The organism is Streptomyces rhizoryzae (assembly GCF_023155275.1).
Lineage (GTDB): Bacteria > Actinomycetota > Actinomycetes > Streptomycetales > Streptomycetaceae > Streptomyces > Streptomyces rhizoryzae.
This window is the reverse complement of record NZ_JALMUV010000006.1, coordinates 117354-139567: the sequence shown is the minus strand read 5'-3', so window position 1 is coordinate 139567 and position 22214 is coordinate 117354. Positions and strand designations below refer to the sequence as shown.

General features: G+C 73.4%; 19 protein-coding genes and 1 riboswitch. Of the genes, 11 read left to right on the top strand and 8 right to left on the bottom strand.

Annotated elements, in window-relative coordinates:
* The first annotated feature begins 13 nt into the window (after positions 1–13).
* Both pdxR and MUU72_RS07760 read left to right on the top strand, forming a co-directional pair.
* Positions 14–1474 (top strand): MocR-like pyridoxine biosynthesis transcription factor PdxR, encoded by a 1461-nt coding sequence (gene pdxR / locus MUU72_RS07765; protein WP_248012389.1) that lies wholly within the window; start codon positions 14–16, stop codon positions 1472–1474.
* Between the two features lie 148 nt (positions 1475–1622).
* The gene (locus MUU72_RS07760; RefSeq protein ID WP_248012388.1) at positions 1623–2471 is read left to right on the top strand and encodes an alpha/beta fold hydrolase; all 849 of its coding nucleotides are present in this window, start codon (positions 1623–1625) and stop codon (positions 2469–2471) included.
* 80 nt (positions 2472–2551) lie between these two features.
* Here the strand turns inward: MUU72_RS07760 and MUU72_RS07755 are convergent, their stop codons facing one another.
* Positions 2552–3280 carry a lipopolysaccharide kinase InaA family protein gene (locus MUU72_RS07755; RefSeq protein WP_308403791.1) on the bottom strand — a complete coding sequence of 243 codons (729 nt, stop codon included), beginning with the start codon at positions 3278–3280 and terminating at the stop codon, positions 2552–2554.
* 1116 nt (positions 3281–4396) lie between these two features.
* On the opposite strand from MUU72_RS07755, the gene MUU72_RS07745 reads away from it, so the two are divergent.
* Both MUU72_RS07745 and MUU72_RS07740 read left to right on the top strand, forming a co-directional pair.
* Positions 4397–5236 carry a helix-turn-helix domain-containing protein gene (locus MUU72_RS07745; RefSeq protein WP_248012386.1) on the top strand — a complete coding sequence of 280 codons (840 nt, stop codon included), beginning with the start codon at positions 4397–4399 and terminating at the stop codon, positions 5234–5236.
* Positions 5233–5430 carry a DUF397 domain-containing protein gene (locus MUU72_RS07740; protein WP_248012385.1) on the top strand — a complete coding sequence of 66 codons (198 nt, stop codon included), beginning with the start codon at positions 5233–5235 and terminating at the stop codon, positions 5428–5430. The genes MUU72_RS07745 and MUU72_RS07740 overlap by 4 nt, the downstream gene beginning before the upstream one ends.
* A 61-nt stretch (positions 5431–5491) precedes the next feature.
* Here MUU72_RS07740 and MUU72_RS07735 read toward each other — a convergent pair whose 3' ends face one another.
* The 4 genes from MUU72_RS07735 to MUU72_RS07720 all read right to left on the bottom strand — a co-directional run bounded on the left by MUU72_RS07735 (position 5492) and on the right by MUU72_RS07720 (position 9059).
* On the bottom strand, positions 5492–6253 hold the full coding sequence (locus tag MUU72_RS07735) for an SDR family oxidoreductase (protein ID WP_248012384.1): 762 nt from the start codon (positions 6251–6253) through the stop codon (positions 5492–5494).
* Between the two features lie 131 nt (positions 6254–6384).
* Positions 6385–6924, bottom strand: a complete 540-nt coding sequence (locus MUU72_RS07730) for a GNAT family N-acetyltransferase (protein ID WP_248012383.1) — start codon at positions 6922–6924, stop codon at positions 6385–6387.
* A gap of 115 nt (positions 6925–7039) precedes the next feature.
* Positions 7040–8077, bottom strand: coding sequence for a methyltransferase (locus MUU72_RS07725; protein ID WP_248012382.1), 1038 nt, complete (start codon positions 8075–8077; stop codon positions 7040–7042).
* A 79-nt stretch (positions 8078–8156) separates the two neighbouring features.
* Positions 8157–9059, bottom strand: a complete 903-nt coding sequence (locus tag MUU72_RS07720) for a phytanoyl-CoA dioxygenase family protein (protein ID WP_248012381.1) — start codon at positions 9057–9059, stop codon at positions 8157–8159.
* A gap of 1172 nt (positions 9060–10231) precedes the next feature.
* Here MUU72_RS07720 and cmdF point away from each other — a divergent pair.
* From cmdF to MUU72_RS07700, 4 genes are read left to right on the top strand one after another with little or no spacing between them, the layout of a single operon-like run.
* Positions 10232–11842: a tyrosine 2,3-aminomutase gene (gene cmdF, locus MUU72_RS07715; RefSeq protein WP_248012380.1), complete on the top strand. Its 1611-nt coding sequence runs from the start codon at positions 10232–10234 to the stop codon at positions 11840–11842.
* Positions 11843–11892: 50 nt separating this feature from the next.
* Positions 11893–12993, top strand: coding sequence for an AMP-binding protein (locus MUU72_RS07710; RefSeq protein WP_248012379.1), 1101 nt, complete (start codon positions 11893–11895; stop codon positions 12991–12993).
* Positions 12993–14444 (top strand): aldehyde dehydrogenase family protein, encoded by a 1452-nt coding sequence (locus MUU72_RS07705; protein WP_248012378.1) that lies wholly within the window; start codon positions 12993–12995, stop codon positions 14442–14444. Before MUU72_RS07710 ends, MUU72_RS07705 begins: the two co-directional genes overlap by 1 nt.
* A gap of 13 nt (positions 14445–14457) precedes the next feature.
* Positions 14458–15501: an alcohol dehydrogenase catalytic domain-containing protein gene (locus MUU72_RS07700; RefSeq protein WP_248012377.1), complete on the top strand. Its 1044-nt coding sequence runs from the start codon at positions 14458–14460 to the stop codon at positions 15499–15501.
* Between the two features lie 77 nt (positions 15502–15578).
* Here MUU72_RS07700 and MUU72_RS07695 read toward each other — a convergent pair whose 3' ends face one another.
* Positions 15579–15800 carry a hypothetical protein gene (locus tag MUU72_RS07695; RefSeq protein ID WP_248012376.1) on the bottom strand — a complete coding sequence of 74 codons (222 nt, stop codon included), beginning with the start codon at positions 15798–15800 and terminating at the stop codon, positions 15579–15581.
* Between the two features lie 170 nt (positions 15801–15970).
* Between MUU72_RS07695 and MUU72_RS07690 the strand changes: the two genes are divergently transcribed.
* Positions 15971–16588, top strand: coding sequence for a TetR/AcrR family transcriptional regulator (locus tag MUU72_RS07690; RefSeq protein ID WP_248012375.1), 618 nt, complete (start codon positions 15971–15973; stop codon positions 16586–16588).
* A 94-nt stretch (positions 16589–16682) separates the two neighbouring features.
* Here the strand turns inward: MUU72_RS07690 and MUU72_RS07685 are convergent, their stop codons facing one another.
* On the bottom strand, positions 16683–17606 hold the full coding sequence (locus tag MUU72_RS07685) for a hypothetical protein (RefSeq protein ID WP_248012374.1): 924 nt from the start codon (positions 17604–17606) through the stop codon (positions 16683–16685).
* A gap of 54 nt (positions 17607–17660) precedes the next feature.
* Positions 17661–18866 carry an ornithine--oxo-acid transaminase gene (gene rocD, locus MUU72_RS07680; RefSeq protein ID WP_248012373.1) on the bottom strand — a complete coding sequence of 402 codons (1206 nt, stop codon included), beginning with the start codon at positions 18864–18866 and terminating at the stop codon, positions 17661–17663.
* Positions 18867–19101: 235 nt separating this feature from the next.
* A riboswitch (ZMP/ZTP riboswitch) is annotated at positions 19102–19194 on the top strand.
* 38 nt (positions 19195–19232) lie between these two features.
* Here rocD and glyA point away from each other — a divergent pair.
* Both glyA and trpS read left to right on the top strand, forming a co-directional pair.
* Positions 19233–20510, top strand: a complete 1278-nt coding sequence (gene glyA, locus MUU72_RS07675; RefSeq protein ID WP_248012372.1) for a serine hydroxymethyltransferase — start codon at positions 19233–19235, stop codon at positions 20508–20510.
* Between the two features lie 601 nt (positions 20511–21111).
* Positions 21112–22134, top strand: a complete 1023-nt coding sequence (gene trpS, locus MUU72_RS07670) for a tryptophan--tRNA ligase (RefSeq protein WP_372503023.1) — start codon at positions 21112–21114, stop codon at positions 22132–22134.
* Positions 22135–22214 lie beyond the last annotated feature (80 nt).

The window sequence follows — 22214 nt, the reverse complement described above, 5'->3', positions numbered from 1 at the left end:
ATGGTCCACTTCCATGGAGAAATCGCGGGCCACTTCCGGGCTGGACCTGCATCTGGACCTGCATCCGGACCTGCACCGGGACCGGAGCGGCGCGGGCGGGCTGCGGGCGTCGCTGATGACCGCGCTGCGGACGGCGGTCCGCTCCGGCCGGCTGGCCCCGGGCACCCGGCTGCCGTCCTCCCGCTCGCTCGCCGCCGACCTGGGCATCGCCCGCAACACCGTCGCCGACGCCTATGCCGAGCTGGTCGCCGAGGGCTGGCTGCGCGCCCGCCAGGGCTCCGGCACCGAGGTGGCCGAACGGGTCCTGCCGCGGGCCGGCACCGCGGCGCCCCGGCACCGTCCGGGCCCGCCGTCCCCGGCCGCCGCCCCGCCCCGCTTCGACCTCACCCCCGGCACCCCGGACGTGTCGTCCTTCCCGCGCACCGCCTGGCTGGCGGCGGCCCGGCGGGCGCTGACCGCCGCGCCCAGCGAGGCGTTCGGCTACGGTCCGCCGGCCGGCCGCCCGGAGCTGCGCGCGGTGCTCGCCGACTACCTCGCCCGGGCCCGCGGCGTCCGGGCCGACCCGGAGCGGATCGTGGTCTGCGCCGGCTTCATGCAGGCGCTCTCCCTCCTGTGCCGGGCGCTGCGGCCGCGCGGCGGCGCCCCCGGCCGGGTCGCCACCGAGGCGTACGGCCTGCACTTCCACCGCGACGTGATCGCCCGCGCCGGACTCGGCACCGTTCCGCTCCCGGTGGACGCGGACGGCGCGGACACCGGCGGACTGGCCGGCCACTCCGCGCTGCGCGCGGTGCTGCTCACCCCCGCCCACCAGTTCCCCACCGGCGCCCCGCTGCACCCCGACCGCCGGGCCGCAGCCGTCAACTGGGCGCGCGCCACCGGGGGTTACGTCCTGGAGGACGACTACGACGGCGAGCTGCGCTACGACCGCCAGCCGGTCGGCGCCCTCCAGGGCCTCGACCCCGATCACGTCGTCCACCTCGGCACCGCCAGCAAGAGCCTGGCCCCGGCGCTGCGGCTGGCGTGGATGGTCGTCCCGGACCGCCTGCTCGACCGCGTGCTGGCCGTCAAGTCCGCCGGTGAGTGGCAGTCCGGCATGCTGGACCAGCTCACCCTGGCGGAGTTCCTGTCCTGCGGCGCGTACGACCGCCACCTGCGCGGTATGCGGCTGCGCTACCGCCGCCGCCGCGACCAGCTGGTGGTCGCGCTGGCCGAACACGCCCCGCACGTACGGGTCTCGGGCATCGCCGCGGGACTGCACGCGGTGCTGGAACTCCCCGAGGGCACCGAACACTCCGTCGTCCAGGCCGCGCTCTGGCAGGGCCTGGCCGTCCACGGCCTGTCCCGGTTCACCGACCCGGCAGCCGCCACCCCGCCCCGCGACGCCCTGGTGATCGCCTACGGCCGCCCCCCGGACCACGCCTTCTCCGCGGTCCTGGAGGCGTTGCTGCGGGTGCTGCCGCCGCCACCCGCCTGACCGGGGCGGGACCGGGCGGGGCCCGACCGGGGGCCCGGCACCCCCGCCGCTCCCCGGACGCCGGCCGGGGCGGCCGAGGCGACCCATACGGCCGAACGCGGCATATCCTCCTCTGAGTTGACGTTCCCCAGCCCCGGGAGGATGCCCCATGGCAGCCGTACACGTGACCGTGTGGGACGACCGCGACCGGGTCGGAGAAGGCCGGGCCCCGGCGGCTCCGGGCGCCCCGGTGGACACCGCCGCCCCCGCCCTCTTCGTCCACAACATCTTCACCTGGGGCAGCGACTCCGTGTACGGGTTCGCCGGGCAGCGGCCTCTCGCGGACACCCGGCGGCTGCTCCTGATGGACCGCCGCGGTTACGGCGACAGCCCGGACACCCCGCGCAGCGACTTCGCCACCGACGCCGACGACGTGGCGGAGATCCTCGGCGACGGCACCCTGGCCGCGGGTCCCGGCGGCGCCCACCTCGTGGGCCACGGGAACGGCGCCGTCGCCGCGCTCCTCGCCGCCGCGCGCCACCCCGGCCTCGTCCGCAGCCTCACCCTCGTCCAGCCCTCCGCCTTCACCGCCGCCGCGCACCATCCGGTCGTCGCCGGCCTGCTCGACCGGGTACGCGACGGCGCCCCGGGCATCCCGGACGGCGTCACGCCCGAGCAGTACCTGCGGGCGTCCACCGAGGGGCTGGGGATGACGATGCCCGAGCCCACGCCGCGCCGGCTCCGGGCCGTCGCCACGTCCATGCGCGAGCGGCCCATCTGGGAGGCGAAGATCCCGCTGGCGGCCATCCGGGACGCCGCCCTGCCCGTTCTGGTGATCTGCGGGACGTGGGAGGAGGCACCGGCCGCGTACCGCGAGCACGTGGGGCTCCCCCTCATCGCGGTGGCCGAGTCCCTCACGGAATCCCTCGGCGCCCGCCTCCTCCGTGTCCCCGGCTACTACCCGCACACCCAGGAACCCGCCGCCGTCAACGCCGCCCTGCGGGAATTCTGGAGCTGACCCGGCGCCGCCCCGAAGTCCCGCACCCCGCGCTTTCCGCCGATTCCGCATCATCGGACGGCATGCGGAAGCAGAGCCGCTCAGAGCATGTCGCGGATTGCTGCACACACCTCGGCCGCGGTCGGCCGATCAGCAGAGGTGCGACGCATCATCTCCTCGATGACCTCACCCAGTGGCCCGGGTACGTTGATCGGCCGGTGCGGTTTGTCCACGATGGCGCGGCGCTGGTCCTTTCGGTCCGCATCGTCAGGGTAGGACACATGCCTCCAGCCAGTAGCAGAGAGGAACCACGAGGCTCCGAGCCCGTATACATCTGCCGCCATGGTGGGCACTGCCATGCCCTCGGCGAGAATGCTGTGCGAAATCTCAGGGGCTTCGTAGTGCACCAGACAGCCCCGATAGGGAAAGTCGTACGCCTCGGGCACCTCGCCACCATGGGCCAGGGCGAGGTCGATGAGCGAGGCCCCATCGGGCCTGATGAGGAAATGGTTGGGCTGCACGTCACCATGGGCCCATCCGGCTGCGTGAAGATCAGCCAGAGCGGTAGCGCACGCAAGCGCCTGGCCCCTGCTGGGTTCTCGGGGGTACGAATGGTGTCGGCCCGGCCGCCATAGTTCGAACAGTGACGAGCCGTCGTGCCAGGGCTGAGCGCTCCAGGTGCCCTCCGACCATTCCCCGGAGTAGATGTTGTCCTTTTGCGCGAGCTGTCGCAGAATTGCCGCTTCCCGCGCCGGAGCCGCTGCCGTCCACTCATGAACCGGAGTCGGGTACCCCAGCTTCACCGCGTAACGCCCCTCGGACGTCTGCACGTCCCAGACCGTAGAACCTCGCCGGTCCAGGACAAGACGTGTGGACTGCGGCAGCAGCACGCTGTGCACACGAGCGGGAATTTCGTACGGGCCTTTCCCGGGCATCGCCATGTCCTCTCAGCGAGCAGGGCCGACCCCGGGAGAATCGAGGGCCGGCCCGAGGTGGCAGCAGACTACCGGTGCTCAGCCGTAGTAGTCGCGCCCGTCGTCGCTGTCACCGGTGGGAGGGTTCGGCTCTCCGCCATCGTCCTCTTCACCACCGCGCCCGGCGGCCATCCGCCGGAGTGCTTCCTTGAGAGACATACAAGCCTCCTCGCCTCACGAGTTCGAGGTCCGTCCCCGAACCGCCTTGCGCTTACCGTCCCGCCTCCTGCCCCATCGAAGACATACGCGCGGGCCCTACCCGCCCCGAGACCCGGCAGAAGCTCAGGAAAAAATCCCGAGGTCAGTCCGCGTGGGCGGAGTCCAGTAAATTTCGGCCGCACTTCGGGAGTGCGCTCTTTCGCGGCATTCCCCAGGGGCCGGAGGGTCATCCGTTCCTGGAAATCGAAACTTCATCCCGCGAATTGGCTGAGCTGGCGGATATGGCGGCCGGCAGCTCACTTCTGCTGACTCATTTCAGCGCGTGCGGATGACGACGCATCTCCACGTTGCAGTCGATCACCTTCGAGAGGTCTCCGACGGACCGGGCCCTTTCGCGCTGAGCCGCCAGGGCCCCGCACACATCGCACCCGGCAGCGGGACCGGGCTCGGACCTCACTCCCGGGTCCGGCAGGTGAACCGGTCGGCTCATGCGACACATTGAGCCTCCCCCGCCCTCCGGTGGGGGTGCTGCGCGATGATCCGGTAGAACCGCGCCTTCGTCGCCGGAACGCTGCTGGCCTTGGCACACTTCGCCGCCGCCACGCAGATCCGGCAGACGGGGTACGGGACGGGGGCGAGCCGAATCGGGGCGTCCAGCGGAACGCGGGCAACTGCCGCGTCGGCCGGTCCGGTTCGAGCGATGGGGGGACGAGGGGGCATACCCCACTCCTCTCCGTAGCAGGAGCACTACCGTGTGGCACAGCGTGGCCCTGGAGCCGGAGGGTCTTCAACGTTCCAGAAACGGAGGACACATTGGTAAACCTGAAGGAGCTGAACCCCGATGCCTCACCCCAGGCTGCCTACGGGGCCCGTCTGCGCAGCTTGCGGGAGGCACGCGACTGGACTCAGGACCAGTTGGCCGAGCGGGTGGGCTACTCGGGGAGGCACATCTCGGCTGTCGAAACTGGATGCAAACCGCCAACTCGCCGTTTCTCGCGGGCGTTAGACACAGCCCTCGGACTCGCCGGCACCACAGACTCGTTCGAGCGCGCATGGGGCGAGATCCGGAACGGCAGCCTGCTGGAAGGGTTTCCGGAGTACAAGGCTGCTGAGGCGAAGGCCGCAGAAATCCGTCTGTACGAAGTCGGCGTAATCCCAGGGCTCTTGCAGACGCCGGAATACGCATCGATCCTCGCCCAAAGCGCGGTCAAGCGCGGCGCGATCACCCCTGAACAGGCGGACGAACGCGTGTCGATCGTCGTCGAACGCCAAGCTGTGCTGGCTCGGCCGCGCCCCCCGCTGGTCTTCGCCGTGCTGGACGAGAGCTGCGTCCGACGCCCCATCGGCAGTTGCCAGGTCATGGACGCGCAGTTCGAGCGCCTGCTGGAGTTCGCCCAACTGCCGAACACCGTGTTCCAGATCGCGCCCTACAGCATGGGGGAGCATCGTCCATTCGACTTGCCGTTGTACGTACTGACACTGTCGGATCGCTCACTCTTGTCCTACGCCGAGTCGGCACAGCGAGGGCACCTGGAGCGGGACAGCTCCTCCGTTCTGCCTCTCTTGACGGCATACCATCAGATGCAAGCCGAGGCGCTCCCTCAGGCCGCGTCTGTGGCCATGGTTCAAGAGCTACGAAAGGGCACCCCGTGACAACCGACTCCCCTCGCTGGATCACGTCCTCGTACAGCAACAACGGCGGGGCCTGCATCGAATGGGCTCCGGAGCACGCCCGACGCGTCGGGGAGGTCCTGGTCCGGGACAGCAAGAACCCCGGCGGGCCCGTGCTCACCCTCACCCCGCAGGCATTCGCCGGCCTGGTGCAGTTCGCCAAGGAACGCGGCTGACGCAGCCGCGCACGGCAGGGCCCGCCGCTCCTCGCTTCTGGGGTGGCGGGCCTCGTTGGTGTCACAGGGTGCGGAGGGCGCCGCCGTCGATGTGGATCATCGCGCCGGTGATGTAGGACGCGGTGGGCGAGAGGATGACGGCGGCCATGCGGCCGAACTCCTCGGGTGTGCCGTACCGTCGCAACGGGATGTCGGCCGTGCGTTCGGCGCGCGTCCGCTCCGGGTCGCCGGTGGCCTGCTCCAGGCCCCTGAGGCGGTCGGTCGCGATCGAGCCGACGACGAAGCCGTTGACCCTGATACCGCGTGGCCCCAACTCGTCGGCCAGGGTTTTGGCGGCCATGGCGAGCCCCGGGCGCAGACCGTTGGACACGCTCATGTTCGGCCAGGGGGACTTCACGGACAACGACAGGACGAAGCCGATCGATCCGCCGGAGGGGAGTACGGGGGCGGCGGTGCGGGCGAAGCGCAGGGCGCCGAGGAAGACCGACTCGAAGGAGTCCCGCCATTGGTCGTCGGTGATGGTGGTGATCGGGCCGGTGGGCGGCCCGCCCACGCTGATCAGCACGCCGTCCAGGCGTCCGAACCGTTCCAGGGCGCCGGCCACCAGGCGTTCGGCGGCCTGCGGGTCGGCGTTGTCGGCGGCCGTTCCCAGGGCGTGGTCGGGACCGCCCAGCGCCGCGACGGCCTCATCCACCGTGTCCTGGCTGCGCGAGGAGATCACGACCCGGGCGCCTTCGGCGACCAGGGCCTTGGCGGCGGCCAGCCCCAGCCCCTTGGTCCCGCCGGTGATGAGGAAGACTTTGCCGTCGATGTCCAAGTCCATGGATCCCCCGCCGTGTTGGGGAGCGAAGATCGCCCCAGGCCCGCGCCGTCACCCGAGTTAAACGCGCGGCGTCCCGTATGGCAAGAAGGGCATCTCGGCAGATGGACGTGCGGGCGGCGGGAGCGCGGGGCTTAGAGGTCCCGGACGAACGAGACCCGGTCCAGGCCCGGGCCGTCGTAGTCGCGGTGGATCGGCACGCCGTCCCCGTCCACAGTGTCGCCGGGTTCCAGCCGGAAGCCCATGCGGGTGTGGTAGGCGATCGAGTCGCGGTTGTTGGGGCCGGTGATGCAGCGGACGCGGCTGCGGCCGGCGGACCGGGCCAGGCCGAAGAACCACGCGTACAGCGCGCTGCCGACGCCGCTCCGCTTGCCGTCCGGGCAGACCCCGACGAAGTGGATGTAGGCGGTCTCCGGATCGCTCTGCGAGAGGAAGCCGATCAGGAAGGCGTGCAGGGTGCCGTCGGGGCGCTCGGCCAGGACGCTGGTGTCCGCGAAGTGCTGGAGGAACAGCCGCGGGACGAGCAGTTGCCGTTGCTGGGCACCGGCGGCGCCGCCGAGCCCGCCCCACCACTCGGCCAGCGCCACCTGGATCCGGGCGTGGTCCGCCGGGGTCGGCCGGCGCGGCGTCAGCCCGCCGGGCAGCGGGCCCGGCTCCGGGGCGTCGTGGGTCATCGTCTGGTCCTCCTCCGCGGTGGTGGGCGCTGTCGGGCGCCAGCGTAGGGCGCGGTGCCCGCGGAGCGGGGCGGCGGGGGGGGGCGGCGCTCCGCGGTCACCGGGTGCGGCCCGCCTAGGAGTCGAGCGGTTTGCGGCCGATGACGACACCGTTCGCGGCCGGGGCGGCGAACGGGCGGACCTCGACCTCGGTGAAGCCGGTGTCCTCCAGCCAGGACCGGTACTCCGCGCCCGTGTAGTTCCGGCCGAAGGTCTCCACCAGCATCGACAGGCTCATCAGGGTGGCGTCCAGGGGGCCGTCCTTGGTGTCGTCCACCAGCAGTTCGCTGATCAGCAGCCGGCCGCCGGGGGCCAGCGCGTCGTAGCAGCTCCGCAGGAGGGCACGGCACTGGTCGATGTCCCAGTCGTGCAGGATCATCGACAGCAGGATGACGTCCTGGCCGGCCGGCAGCGGGTCGGTGAAGAAGCTGCCGGGCGCGAAGGAGACCCGGTCGGCGAAGCCGGCCTGCTCGACCTTCTTCTGGGTGAGGTCGCAGACGAACGGCAGGTCGAAGATGGTGGCGGACAGCTCCGGGTAGGCCCGGCACAGCTCGATGGCGTAGGCGCCGCCCCCGCCGCCGACGTCCAGCAGCGAGCGGGCCGCCGACAGGTCCACGGTCCGGGCCATCTGACGGGCCGTCGGGCGGGAGATGGCGCTCATGCCCTCCCAGAACGTCTCCACCACCACCGGGTTGGTGTCGTCGAAGAGGGAGTCCCCCTTCTCGCTGTCCCAGGCGGTCGGGCGGTTGGTGCGCAGCGCCTCGTCCAGCCGCAGCCAGCCCGGGTAGTCGTGGCGGGAGACCACCTCGACCCAGCCGCCGACGTAGTCGTCACCGCCGCGGAGCAGGTACCGGTCGGTCATCGGGGTGTTGCGGTAGCCGGCGCCGTCGCGCTCCAGGAGGCCGAGGGCCGCGCAGCAGGTGACCAGCTGCTCGACCGGGCGCTCCTCGAAGCCCAGGACGCCGGCGAGGTCGGCCGGGGTCATGCCGGGGCGTTCGGCGAACCGCTCGAACACCTGGCGTTCGTGGGCGGTCACCAGCGTCTGGGAGACCCAGAGGCCGTAGACCATGTTCATGATCGGCATGACCGATACCGGCTCTTCGACGGAAGTCATCGTCATCCTTCTGTGGTCGGCGCGGAGGTGCGCGGTGCCGCGCGGCGGGACGGGCCCGGCGGAGGGGTTCCGGCGGGGATCAGACGGTCTGTTCCGCGACCGATTTGCTCCACTCGCGGGCGGTGGCGCTGGCGGACCGGCGGGTGGCCTCGGAGGGCACGACCGGGGTGGCGGCCTTGCGGCCGAACAGCACGTCCATCGGCTCCTCGATGTCACCGGCGTAGCCCATGGCGAAGCAGCCCTGCTGGTAGCCGATGACCTTGAGCAGTTCCTCGGGGAAGGTGCGGGCCAGCTCCGGCGGTGCCACGAGGTACTGGTTCTCCTCCTGGCGGACCCAGCCCGAGCAGTAGCTGAGGATCAGGCCGCGCCGGACGTCGTCGGTGCGGTTGTGGCCGCCGCCGTGCACCACCTTCCCGGAGAAGATGAACACCGAGCCCTTGGTCATCTCGACCGGGATGGAGTCCTCCTGGCGCACCTCGTCGGGGGAGAGCGCGTCGCTGCCGGGGACCACGCGGGTGGCGCCGTTGGCCTCGGTGAAGTCGGTGAGCGCCCAGAAGAACTGGCACATCACGTGGTGGTCGGCGGCGAACGGGAAGAAGTCCCAGACCAGTTCGTCCTTGTGCAGCTTCTGCGCGACCGAGCCCGGGTGAGCGCTGATCAGCTGGGTCTGCGAGAGCTGGAACTCGGTGGAGGTGTCGAGGAGTGCGCGGGCGACGCCGGTGCACAGGGGGTGCGTGATCAGCTCGCGGCCGGTGGCGGAGCGGGCGACGAGGCTGCCGGTCCGCTTGGTCTTCTGGCCGGCGAACGCGTCCGGGCCGAACGGGGTGGCGTCGATGTACGGGGTCATCTCGGCCAGCAGGGCGTCCACCGTCTCGGGCGGCAGCACGTTCTCGACGACGGCATAACCGTTCACGCGCATGCTGTGCATGATGTCGTCGAGAGCGGCGTCCTTGGGGAATCGGTCATTGACCGCGGGTTTCACAGCGATACTCCCTGATCTCGGGTACGAGCCTGTCCCGGGGGCGCACCGGCCCGGGGGTACGGGCCGGCCTCGGGCGCGGAGATTTACGGCGTGCCGGACCGGCCGGCTCTTCCGGGGGTGCTGGAAAAGGGCAGGCGAAGAAATACCTATGGGTAAGGGGTCGGCTTTTCCGGGAGAGGGGATGCGTCATTGCGCGCACGCCACTGCCGCGCCATCACTGCCTCGCCCGTTGTCACACACTGCTGCGTGAAAGATTTCCGGCGCGGCCGGGAAGGGTTTCCGCGCCAAGAGCTTTCCTGAATAGATCATTACCTGCCGTTGACCATCGCGGCAAGGGTGGCCGGACCGATCGACCGGATTTCAGCCCGGTCCGGCGGAGGCCGATCGGACGTGTCCGGACGACCTCCGCCCGGCCCGCCACCTGCCCTGACCACCGGTAACACGGGGCCCCTCCGGCCCCGCGGGGAGCGCGGGGCCGGATCAGGCCGGCCGTCGGCGGCCGGACACCGTCCGTCGGCCTGAATAATCGCCATTCAGCCCCACCCCCCGTGCGAATAAGCCACTCAGGGCCGGACGACCCCCGTAAAAAGCGCCAGGGCCGCTTGATTCCGGCCACTGCGTACGTCCACCGGCCGGTTGGCGTGATCTTTGCGGGGGGTGCTTCCCAGGAGTGGCGGCAGCGTCAATTGTTAAGGGCGGTGCTGCGAGAACCAGGATTGACCCGTGCGATTCCGGAGGTTAGCGTGTAGCGTGAACGGCAGATCAACCGAGCGTGCCCGGCACCGACTCGGTTCTTCCCGGTAATTCCTTCCGTCCGCCATGCCGCCCTGCGGGGCCCGGCGCACGGTTTTCCCCGACGCATTTCCGTACCCGTCTTGCGTTGCCGCGTTCCCTCTTGCGTTCCGTCTTTCCTGCCGTGTTTTCCGCGGCATTTTCCGTGACGCTTTCCCCGGATGCCTTCCCGTGCGGCTGCGGCCGTGGCGGTTTCCTCGTGAAGCGTTGTCCCGCGGCGGCTTTCCGTGCGGTGCCCGGTGAGGGCTCCCGCGGCTTCCGCAGCGGTTCGTTGCACCCCGTTCCCCCGGTTCCGCCCCCGGCCGCGCCGCCGGCCGGGCGCGCGGCGCCGTCCCCCGCCGGAACCCCCGGCCCCGCGACCTCTACACAGGGAGAGAGCCATGACCACGACAGTCGACACCACCACCGAGTCCATCTCGTTCGACGGCGAGAACCTCGGTATCGAGGACGTCCGGCGGATCGCGGAGCACTACGTGCCGTGCACGGTGACGCCCGAGGTGCTGACCAAGGCGGCGGCCAGCCGGCAGCAGTTCGAGGACATCGTCCGGCAGGGCGCCGCGGTCTACGGCGTCACCACCGGCTACGGCGAGATGATCTACATGCAGGTCGACCCCTCCAAGGAGGTCGAGTTGCAGACCAACCTGATCCGCAGCCACAGCGCCGGCGTCGGCCCGCTGTTCGCCGAGGACGAGGCCCGCGCCATCCTGGCCGCGCGGCTCAACGCGCTCTCCCGCGGCTACTCGGCGGTCCGGCCCGAGATACTGGAGCGCCTGGCGCTCTATCTCAACCTCGGCATCACCCCTGCCATCCCGGAGATCGGCTCGCTCGGCGCCAGCGGCGACCTCGCCACCCTGTCGCACCTGGCCTGCACGGTCATCGGCGAGGGCTACGTGCTGCGCGACGGCGGCCGGGTGCCCACCGGCGAGGTGCTGCGCGAACGGGGCATCGAGCCGCTTCAGATGCGGTTCAAGGAAGGTCTGGCGCTGATCAACGGGACCTCCGGGATGACCGGTGTGGGCTCGCTCGTCGTCGGCCGCGCCTTCGACCAGCTCCACCAGGCGGAGATCGTCTCCGCGCTGATCGTGGAGACCCTGCGCTGCTCCACCAGCCCGTTCCTCGCCGAGGGCCACGAACTGGCCCGCCCGCACCGCGGCCAGGTCGACTCCGCGGCCAACCTGCGCACCCTGCTCGCCGACAGCAAGCTGGCCGTCTCGCACAGCGAACTCCGCGAGGAGTACCAGAGCAAGAAGTCCGGCGATGACGTCACCCGCACCGACGTCTACCTCCAGAAGGCGTACTCGCTGCGGGCCATCCCGCAGGTGCTGGGCGCCGTCCGGGACACCCTGCACCACGCCGCGGGCACCCTGCGCACCGAGCTGAACTCCGCCACCGACAACCCCCTGTTCTTCCCGGGCAAGGAGGTCTTCCACGGCGGCAACTACCACGGCCAGCCGGTCGCGTTCGCGATGGACTTCACCACCATCGCCCTGACCCAGCTCGGTGTGCTCTCCGAGCGCCAGAGCAACCGCCTGTTCAACCGGCACCTCAGCTACGGGCTGCCGGAGTTCCTGGTGGCCGGCGAGCCCGGCCTCAACAGCGGCTTCGCGGGCGCCCAGTACCCGGCGACCGCGCTGATCGCCGAGAACCGCACCATCGGCCCGGCCAGCACCCAGAGCGTGCCGTCCAACGGCGACAACCAGGACATCGTCAGCATGGGCCTGATCTCGGCGCGCAACGCCCGCCGGGTGCTCTCCAACAACAGCAAGATCCTCGCGGTGGAGTTCCTGGCCGCGGCCCAGGCCGTGGACCTCACCGGCCGCTTCGAGGGCCTGAGCACCGCCGGCAAGGCCACCTACGAGAAGGTCCGCTCGCTGGCGCCGACCCTGGACCGGGACCGGTTCATGTCCGACGAGATCGAGCTGGTGGCCGGCGCGGTGGCCCGCGGTGAGTTCCTCGACGCCGTCAAGTCCGTCGGCATCGAGCTTCGCTGACGGTCCGTCAGTACGTATACGGACCGCCGGAAGCGGTGGAGGGAGTCGGGATGAACACAGCGGACGCCCTGGCGGTGCTGGACGCCCCGCCCGACGCGGACGTGGACCCGGACGAGCTGGTCCGGGCGGCCATGCAGTGGCACTTCTCACCGGAGACGGGCACGCCGTTCTGGCTCGCCCGGCGGGACACGCTCGGTTTCGACCCGCGCACGGACGTGCGCACCAGGGCCGATCTGCGCCTGTTCCCCCAGGTCGTCGACGACCTGCGGCACACGCCGGTGGAGGACCTGCTGCCCCGGGGCTACGGCGGCGCCGCCGAGGTGATCGGGGTCTTCGAGAGCGGCGGCACCACCGGGGCCCCCAAGCGGGTGGTCTACCTCGCGGACTGGATGGAACGCGAGATGGCGCAGGCCATGCGCGCCATGGACGAGCGGGGCTATCCGCGCGGGGTGAACTGGCTGTCGCTGGGCCCCAGCGGCCCGCACGACTACGCCGAGCTCACCGGGCAGCACGCCCGCCGCCGGGGCGGCCTGCGGTTCGCCATCGACTTCGACCCCCGCTGGGTGCGCCGGTGCCTGCGGGAGGGCCGCCCCGAGGAGGCCGAGCGCTATCTGGACCATGTGCTCGCCCAGGCCGGGGACGTGTTGGCCAGCCAGCACGTCGGGGCCGTCCAGGCCCCGCCGCCGCTGCTGGAGCGGCTGGCCCGGGACGAGCGGCTGGTGGACCTGGTCCGCGGACAGGTCCAGGTGATCACCTGGTGCGGGACGAGCATGGACCGGGACACCCGGGACCTGTTCACCCGCGAGGTGTTCCCCGGCATCCCGGTCTACGGGCTGTACGGCAGCACCATGGCGCTCGGCGCCGCCTTCGAGCGGCCGGTCACGGACGACGGCGACTCGGTGTTCGACTCACCGTCGGTGAACGTCACGTACGAGGTCGTCGACCCCGGCAGCGGCGAGCCGGTCGCCGTCGGGGAGACCGGGCAGGTGGTGATGCACCACCTCAGCAAGTCGGCCCTGCTGCCGCACAACCGCGAGCGGGACATGGCGCGCCGGGCCGCCGCACCGGCGGACCGGGTCGGCCACGCGGTCGCCGACGTCCGCCCGGTGGAGGCGTTCACCGGGGTGCCCGTGATCGTGGGGGCGTACTGATGGCGGCGGCGCTCCCGGGCTCCCCCGGGACCGCCGTCGCCGGGCCCGCCCCCGCGGCCGCGCCCGGCCCGCCCCGCTTCCTGGACGCCCTGGTCCCGGAGGGCACCTACCGCACCGGGCGGCGGGAGACCGTACGGGACGTGGCGGGCCGGCCGGTCGCGGAGTTGACGCTGGCGCCCGCGCTGTACGTGGGGCGGACCCTGGACCGGCTGCGGCGGCGCCCGGCCGTCGCGGCCGGCTGGCCGGCGGCCGAGCGGGCGGACCGGCTGCGGGCCGCGGCCACCGCGTTCACCGGCGCCCGGCTCGGCGGGCTGGACCCCGAGGCGCACCACCGGCTGGTGGCCCGCACCACCGGCGTGCCGGTGGCCGTGGTGCGGGCCGCGGCGGAGACCGTCGCGGCGGCGTTGGCGCACGCGGTGGCCGCGGTCGAGCGGGCCCGGCCGCGCGGGGCGCTGCCCGCCGACTGGCGGCACGCGGACACCGGGGCCGGCGGCGCGGTGGTGTGGCGCCGCCGGGGCCACCTGCTGAGCGTCAACGCCTCCGGGAACCACCCGGCGGTCCACTCGCTGTGGCCGGAGGCGCTGGCGCTGGGCTACCGCGTCGCCGTCCGGCCGTCCCGCCGCGACCCGTTCACCGCGCACCGGCTGGTGCTCGCGCTCCGCTCGGCCGGGTTCGCCGACGAGGACGCGGTACTGCTGCCGTGCGGCCACCAGGCCGCCGACGAGCTGATCCGCGGCGGCGACCTCGCCATGGTCTTCGGCGGGGACGAGGTGGTGGCCCGCTATGCGGGCGGCCGCTCGGGCACGCCGGTGCTGCCGCAGGGGCCCGGCCGGGTCAAGGTGCTGGTCACCGGCGCCTGGGAGCCGTACCTCGACGTGATCGCCGAGTCGGTGGGCGGGCTGGGCGGGGTGTCCTGCCTGAACGCCACCGGGGTGCTGGTGGAGCGGGACGCCACCGGGTTCGCCGAGGCCCTGGCCGAGCGGCTCGGCGCGCTGCGGCCGCTGCCGCCGGAGCACGAGGACGCCGGGCTGCCCTGCCTGCCGGCGGCCGAGGCGCACCGGGTCGAGGACTTCCTGCGGCAGCGGGCCGCGGGCACCCGGGCGGTGCTCGGCGGCGGGGTGCACGACCTGGCGGACGGCAGCGCCGCACTGCGCCCGGCGGTGCACCTGCTGGCCGGTCCCGGCGCCGAACAGCTCGGCGTGGAGCTGCCGTTCCCGTGCGCCTGGGTCGCGCCGTGGTCGCCGGCCGACGGCACCGCGCCGCTGCGCGGGTCGCTGGTCGCCGGCGTCGCCACGGACGACGACGCGCTGGTGGACGCGGTGCTGGCCGAACCGTCCGTCCGCAATGTCTACGGCCTGGACCGGCCCACCTGGTGGCTGCCGCCGGGCGTCCCGCACGACGGGTTCCTGGCCGAGTTCCTGATGCGCGCGACCGCGCTGGCCCGAGGATGAAGGAGGTGTTCCGGTGCGTGCCGTAGTCCTGCACGGTGTGGGCGACGTCCGGGTCGAGGAGGTGCCGCGCCCGCGTGTCGAGGAGCCGTCGGACGCGCTGGTGCGGGTGGTGGCGGCCGCGGTGTGCGGCTCGGACCTGTCGGTGCTGCGCGGGCGCTCCCCGCTGCCCCGGCCGATCCGCAGCGGCCACGAGTTCGTCGGGGTCGTCGAGGACGTGGGCGCGGAGGTGACCGCCGTGCGCCCGGGGCAGTTCGTCATCGCGCCGTTCAGCACCTCCTGCGGCGGCTGCGCGCACTGCCGCCGCGGGCAGACGATCGCCTGCGAACAGGGCATGTTCTTCGGGGAGTTCGGGCCCGACGGGTCGGCGCTGGACGGCGGGCAGGCGGAGTACGTCCGGGTGCCGCTGGCCGACAGCACGCTGGTGGGGCTGGCACAGGCGCCGCCGGACGCGCTGGTGCCCCACCTGCTGGCGCTCACCGACGTGCTGCCCACCGGGCACGAGGCCGCCGTCCACGCGGGGGTGCGCCCCGGCGCCACGGTCGTGGTGGTCGGGGACGGCGCCGTCGGGCAGTGCGCGGTACTGGCCAGCCGCCGGCTGGGCGCGGAGCGGATCGTGGTGATGTCGCGGCACCCGGAGCGGCAGCGGCTGGCCCGGGCGCACGGCGCGACCGATGTCGTCGCCGGCCGCGGCGAGGAGGGCGCGGCCGAGGTCGCCGAGCTGCTCGGCGGCGGCAGCGGCCATGTGATCGAGGCCGTCGGGTCGCTGGAGGCGGTGCGGCAGGCGATCGGCTGCGCCCGCCCGGGCGGCCGAATCGGCTACGTGGGGCTGCCCTGGGACGTCAGCCTGCCGCTGTGGGAGCTGTTCGGCAAGAACCTCTGCCTGAGCGGCGGCGGCGCGAACGTGCGCGCGACCCTGCCCGGCCTGCTGCCCGAGGTACTGGCCGGCACGCTGCGGCCGGGCGGCGTCTTCGACGCGGTCTTTCCGCTGGCCGGCGCGGTGGAGGCGTTCGGCGCCATGGACACCCGCCGGTGCGTCAAGGCGGTCCTGCGGCCGTAGCGGACGCGCGCGTGCTCCCCGGCCGGCCGAGGAACCCCTCGGCCGGGCCGGGACTCGCGGCCGGGCCGGCCACCCCGTCAGCTGCTGCGGCCGGCCGCCTTCGCCGCGCCGCGGGCCCAGCCCGCGACGACCGCGCCGAGCACGGCGGCGAGCACGTGGGCGGTGATGCCGGCGGCGAATCCACCGGGCAGCCAGCCCAGCAGGCCGGCGTTGTCGTGGTCGATGAGCTGGCGGATCGCCCCCTGCGCCCCGAGGACGAAAAGAACCACACCGAGGCCCTGAAAGATGTCGTACTTCATGTGCTGCCTTCCGGATGCGTGAAGCGTCTTCGCCGCCCGCGCACACCGCGTCAGGGGAGGTCCTGGCACCTGCGCGGCCGTCGCGGGGCGGTTACAGTGCACTTGCACTGTAAAGGGACGAGTACGCGTTTGCAATGCGGTTGCATGGCGAACGGTGGCAAGGAGGCGCCATGCCGAAGATCGTGGACCACGAGGAGCGCAGGAAGCGCCTGGTCGAGGCCGTCTGGGCGCTGGCGGTCCGGGGCGGCATCGAGCAGGTGACGCTGCGCAAGGTGGCGGACGAAGCGGGCGTCTCCATGGGGCAGGTGCAGCACTACTACTCCTCGATGCACGCCCTGGTCCGCGACGCGCTCGACCGTGCCGTCCGCGCCGTGCACAGCAGGATCGAGACCTCGGTGCGGGCAGCCGGCGCGACGGGCCCGGAGGACCTCCTGCGCATCTGCCTCCACGCCCTGACCGGCCCCGACGAGGAGAGCACGCGGCTCATGCGGTTCTCCCTCGCGGCGGCCGGGCGGGCCGTCTCCGACCCGACGATGGCCACGGTCCTGGCCCCGGGGGACGACGAACTGCTCTCCTTCACCGCCGGGCTCATCGCCGCGGCCCGGCAGGAACGGGGCGGCGCACCGTGTGACGAGGACCGCCTCGACGCCGACATCTGCTGGTCACTGGCCGCGAGCCTGGGCGTGGACGTGGCCCTGGGGTACCGCACACCGGACGCCGCCGGGCGGATGCTCGACCACCACCTCGACCGGCTCCTGGGACCGCAGCGGCAGGCGGCGACGGCCTGAACCGGCGGCCGCGCCGGCCCGCCGCCCGGGACCGCGCCACCGCTCAGGGGCGCCGTTCAGGGGCGTGGTTCAGGGGCGCGGGCCGGGCGTGGCTTCAGGGGCGCCGTCCGGGGCCGCCGCTGAGGGCCGCCGCATCTCCGGCGGCGCCGTCCGCCGCCCCCTGCCCGCCGCCGTCGCCGGACCCCTGCCGGGCCGGGGCCTCGCCGAAGCGGGCCAGGGCCAGCGCACCCGCGACCGCCAGCGCGAAGCCGGCGACGGCCAGCGGGGCCAGGCCGTCGCGGGTGCGGTCGCCGAGCCAGGCGACACCGGCCGCGGCCGGGCCGAGGGTCTCGCCGAGCACCATCCCGGCGGTGGCGGTGGTGACCGACCCGCGCTGGAGGGCGGAGGTCAGCAGCAGGAACGCCGCGCCGCCGCCGATCAGCAGCGCGTAGACCGCGGGGTTGGTGAGCAGGTCGGCCGGCCGGAAGCCGTCGATGAGCCGGACCGCGACCTCGACGACGCCGAAGCCCAGGCCCGCCCCGAGGCCCAGCGCGGCGGCCCGGGCCCGGCCCGGGAGCCGCCCGGCCAGCGCCCCGGCGGCCGGCAGCGCGACGGCCAGCACCAGCACCCCGATCCGCAGCGCGGGGCCGCCGGCCCGGTGCCCCTCGGCGCCCGAGGCGAGCGCCAGCAGCGCCAGGCCGCCGCAGACCACCGCCACCGCGAGCCACTCCGCGCGGCGGAGCCGGCTGCCCAGCAGCGGTCCGGCGGCCACCGCGGTCACCGCGAGGGTGGCCGCCAGCGCCGCGCCGACCGTGTAGATCGGCAGCGTCCGCAGCGCCACCAGCTCCAGCAGGAACCCCAGCCCGTCCAGCAGCAGCCCCAGCAGATAGCGCCACTGGGTCAGCACCCGCAGCAGCAGCCGGGCGTCCACCCCGGACCCGGTACCGGCCGGGGTGTCCCGGGCGGCCACGGCCTGGAAGACGGACGCGGTACCGAAGCACAGCGCGGAGGCGAACGCGCAGACCATCCCGAGCAGCATGGCGCCGACTGTACGGCCCCGGCGGCCGCCCCCGGCAGGGGCCCGTCCCGCCGCCTACGCCCCCAGCACCTCCCGCAGCTGCTCCAGCCCCCAGTCCAGGTCCTCCTTGGAGATCACCAGGGGCGGCGCGATCCGGATCGTCGCGCCGTGGGTCTCCTTGGCCAGCACGCCGCGGGCCAGCAGCCGTTCGCAGACCGCGCGGCCGTCGCCGCGGGAGGGGTTGATGTCGATCCCGGCCCACAGCCCGCGGCCGCGCACCGCGTCCACCGCACCGCCGCCGACCAGCGGCGCCAGCGCGCGGTGCAGGTGGCAGCCCAGTTCCGCGGCCCGCCGCTGGTACTCGCCGGTGCGCAGCAGGGCGATCACCTCCAGCCCGACCGCGCAGGCCAGCGGGTTGCCGCCGAACGTCGAGCCGTGCTCACCGGGCCGGAAGACGCCCAGCACCTCGCGCGAGGAGACCACCGCGGACACCGGGAGCAGGCCGCCGCCCAGCGCCTTGCCCAGGACGTAGACGTCCGGGGCGACGCCCTCGTGCTCGCAGGCGAAGGTGGTGCCGGTACGGCCCAGGCCGGACTGGATCTCGTCGGCGATGAACAGCGCGTTCCGGGCCCGGGTCAGCTCGCGGACGCCGGCGAGGTAGCCGGCCGGCGGCACCAGGACGCCCGCCTCGCCCTGGATCGGCTCGATCAGCACCGCGACGGTGTCCGTGTCCACCGCCGCGTCCAGGGCGGCGAGGTCGCCGTAGGGGACGACGGTGAAGCCGGGGGTGTACGGGCCGAAGTCGGCGCGCGCCACGGGGTCGGTGGAGAAGGAGACGAGGGTGGTGGTGCGGCCGTGGAAGTTGTTCTCCGCGACGACGATCCCGGCCCGCCCGTCGGGGACGCCCTTGACGCGGTAGCCCCACTTCCGGGCGGCCTTGATCGCGGTCTCCACCGCCTCCGCGCCGGTGTTCATCGGCAGCACCAGCTCCATCCGGCACAGTTCGGCCAGCTGGGTGCAGAAGTCGGCGAACCGGTCGTGGTGGAAGGCGCGGGAGGTGAGCGTGACCCGTTCCAGCTGGGCGCGGAGCGCGTCCAGGAGCCGGGGGTTGCGGTGGCCGAAGTTCAGCGCGGAGTACCCGGCCAGCAGGTCGAGGTAGCGCCGGCCGGTGACGTCGGTCAGCCAGGCGCCCTCGGCGGTGGCCACCACGACCGGCAGCGGCCGGTAGTTGTGCGCGCCGTGGGCCTCGGCGGCGGCGATGAACGCTTCGGGTGAGGTCACGCTGACTCCGTCCGCCGGGCCGGACCGTGCGGTCCGGTCGTACGAGCAGTTGCCGGCCCCCGCTCCCCCGCCCCCTCATTCTCCCGCCGCCGCCCGGGCCCGCGCAGTCCGGCCGCCCTCCGGCCCCGGGGCCGCACGGGCCCCGGGGGTGCCGGGGCCCGTGCGGGGGTGCGGGGGTGCCGGGGTGCCGGGGGTGCCCGGCGGGCGGGACGCGGCGGGCGCCCCCTAGACTTCCGGTGCGCACCGCGACTGGCGCACGGGGAACGGACCCCGAGGGAGCGGTGCGCGGCCACACGCCGCTGAGGTGCCGCCCGCCTGGGTACCCCGGGACCACGACCGACCCGCTCGATCGCCCCGGAGGACGCCATGACGGCACATCCGCCCACCCATCCCGCCCTGCACGCCGCCGACCCGGAACTCGCCGCGCTGATCGGCGCCGAGGAGCGGCTCCAGGCCGACACCCTGCGGCTGATCCCCAGTGAGAACTACGTCTCCGCCGCCGTCCTGGAGGCCACCGGGACGGTCCTCCAGAACAAGTACAGCGAGGGCTACCCGGGCCGCCGCTACTACGAGGGCCAGCAGAACATCGACGTGGTGGAGACGCTGGCCGTCGACCGCGCCAAGGCCCTGTTCGGCGTCGAGCACGCCAACGTCCAGCCGTACTCCGGCTCGCCGGCCAACCTCGCGGTGTACCTCGCCTTCGCCTCGCCCGGCGACACCGTGCTGGGCATGTCGCTGCCGATGGGCGGCCACCTCACGCACGGCTGGGGCGTCTCGGCGACCGGCACGTGGTTCAACGGCGTGCGGTACGGCGTCCGGGCCGACACCGGGCGGATCGACTTCGACCAGGTGCGCGACCTGGCCCTGAAGGAGCGCCCGAAGATCATCTTCTGTGGTGGTACGGCGGTGCCGCGGACCATCGACTTCGCCGCCTTCGGGGAGATCGCCCGGGAGGCCGGCGCGGTGCTGGTCGCCGACATCGCGCACATCGCGGGCCTGGTGGCGGGCGGCGCGCACCCCTCCCCCGTGCCGCACGCCGACGTCATCTCGACCACCACCCACAAGACGCTGCGCGGGCCGCGCGGGGCGATGCTGATGTCCCGCGCCGCGCACGCCAAGGCGATCGACAAGGCGGTCTTCCCCGGCCTCCAGGGCGGGCCGCACAACCACACCACCGCCGCCATCGCGGTGGCGCTGCGGGAAGCCGCCGCGCCGTCGTTCCGGGAGTACGCGCACGCGGTGGTCGCCAACGCCAAGGCGCTCGCCGAGGCGCTGCTGGCCCGCGGTTTCGACCTGGTCTCCGGCGGCACCGACAACCATCTGGTGCTGATCGACCTGTCCTCGAAGGAGGTGCCCGGCAAGGTCGCCGCCAAGGCCCTGGACCGGGCCGGCATCGTGGTGAACTACAACACCGTGCCGTTCGACCCCCGCAAGCCCTTCGACCCCTCCGGCATCCGGATCGGCACCCCCTCGCTCACCTCCCGCGGCCTGACCCCGTCCGACATGCCCCAGGTCGCCGACTGGCTCGACCGCGGCGTCCGCGCCGCCACCACCGGCGACGAGGAAGCCCTCTCCACCCTCCGCAAGGAGGTAGCCGACCTGATGACCGCCCACCCGGCCCCGGGCATCCCGCTCCCGGAGTAGCCCGCCGGGCCGGGCGGCGGGGGCCGGGCGGCCCGGCCAGGGCCCGGTCGGGCGACGGTCGGGCGACGGCTGGGCGGTCCCTGGCCGGCCGGGCAGACCACGGCCGGGCGGCCGGGCGGCTGGGCGGCTGGGCGGCTGGGCGGCTGGGCCACAGCCTGTCGGACGGGACCGCCCTGGGTCTGGACGGGACGGGCCATATCCGTGCGAGCCAGGCCGCCCCGGGCCAGGACCGGACTGGGCCGGCACCGCTCCGGACCGGACCGGCCCGGACCGGACCGCCCGGGCCGCAGCCGACCTGGCCTCCACTGCGGGGCCCCGGCGCCGGGCCGCTCCCCGGCGCCGGTGGCCGTCCCCGCGCCGAAGCGGCCGCGTCAGCCGCGCACGCACGCCCGGCGGGTGGCTCAGCAGCGGCCCGGCGAGCGGCCCGGCGGACGGCCCGGCGAGGCCCGGCGGACGGCCTGCCCGGTAGGCCCCCGCACCGGGGAATACCCCCCGCCACCCCCGGCGTTGGGCCCTGCGAGGGGGCTTCGGGTCCCCTACGGGATCCGTTCGGACACCCCCTGCGGGCCTCCACGTCCGGGGCCCCCGCGGACCTGAGAGAATGAATGCCATGGCTCTCCAGCGTCCTCGTGTGCTCTCCGGTATCCAGCCCACCGCCGGCTCCTTCCACCTCGGCAACTACCTCGGCGCGGTCCGCCAGTGGGTCGCGATGCAGGAGTCCCACGACGCCTTCTACATGGTGGTCGACCTGCACGCGATCACCGTTCCGCAGGACCCCGCGGAGCTGCGCCGGAACACCCGGGTCGCGGCCGCCCAGCTGCTGGCCGCCGGCTTGGACCCGGAGCGCTGCACGCTCTTCGTGCAGAGCCACGTCCCCGAGCACGCCCAGCTCGCCTGGGTGATGAACTGCGTCACCGGCTTCGGCGAGGCGTCCCGGATGACCCAGTTCAAGGACAAGTCGGCCAAGCAGGGCGCGGACCGCACCACGGTCGGCCTGTTCACCTACCCGGTGCTGATGGTCGCCGACATCCTGCTGTACCAGGCCGACCAGGTCCCGGTCGGGGAGGACCAGCGCCAGCACCTGGAGCTGACCCGCGACCTCGCGGACCGCTTCAACACCCGGTTCGGTGCCACCTTCACCGTCCCGAACCCGTACATCGTCAAGGAGACGGCGAAGATCTTCGATCTCCAGGACCCGTCGATCAAGATGAGCAAGTCGGCCTCCTCGCCGAAGGGCATCATCGACCTGCTCGACGACCCGAAGGCCACCGCCAAGAAGATCAAGAGCGCGGTGACGGACACCGACACGGTGATCCGCTTCGACCGCGAGGCCAAGCCCGGCGTCAGCAACCTCCTCACCATCCTGTCCACCCTCACCGGCCGCGACATCCCGTCGCTGGAGCGCGACTACGAGGGCAAGATGTACGGCGCGCTCAAGACCGACCTGGCCGAGGTGATGGTCGACTTCGTCACCCCGTTCCGGACCCGTACGCAGGAATACCTCGACGACCCCGAGACGCTGGACACGATCCTGGCCAAGGGCGCCGAGAAGGCCCGCGCGGTGGCCGCCGAGACCCTCGCCGCCACGTACGACCGGATCGGCTTCCTGCCGGCCAAGCGCTGACCGTCCGCGGAAGGCCGCGCGGGCGCGCCCGCGCGGCACACCGAGAAGGTGCGCGCCCCCGCGGCGCGCACACACACGTC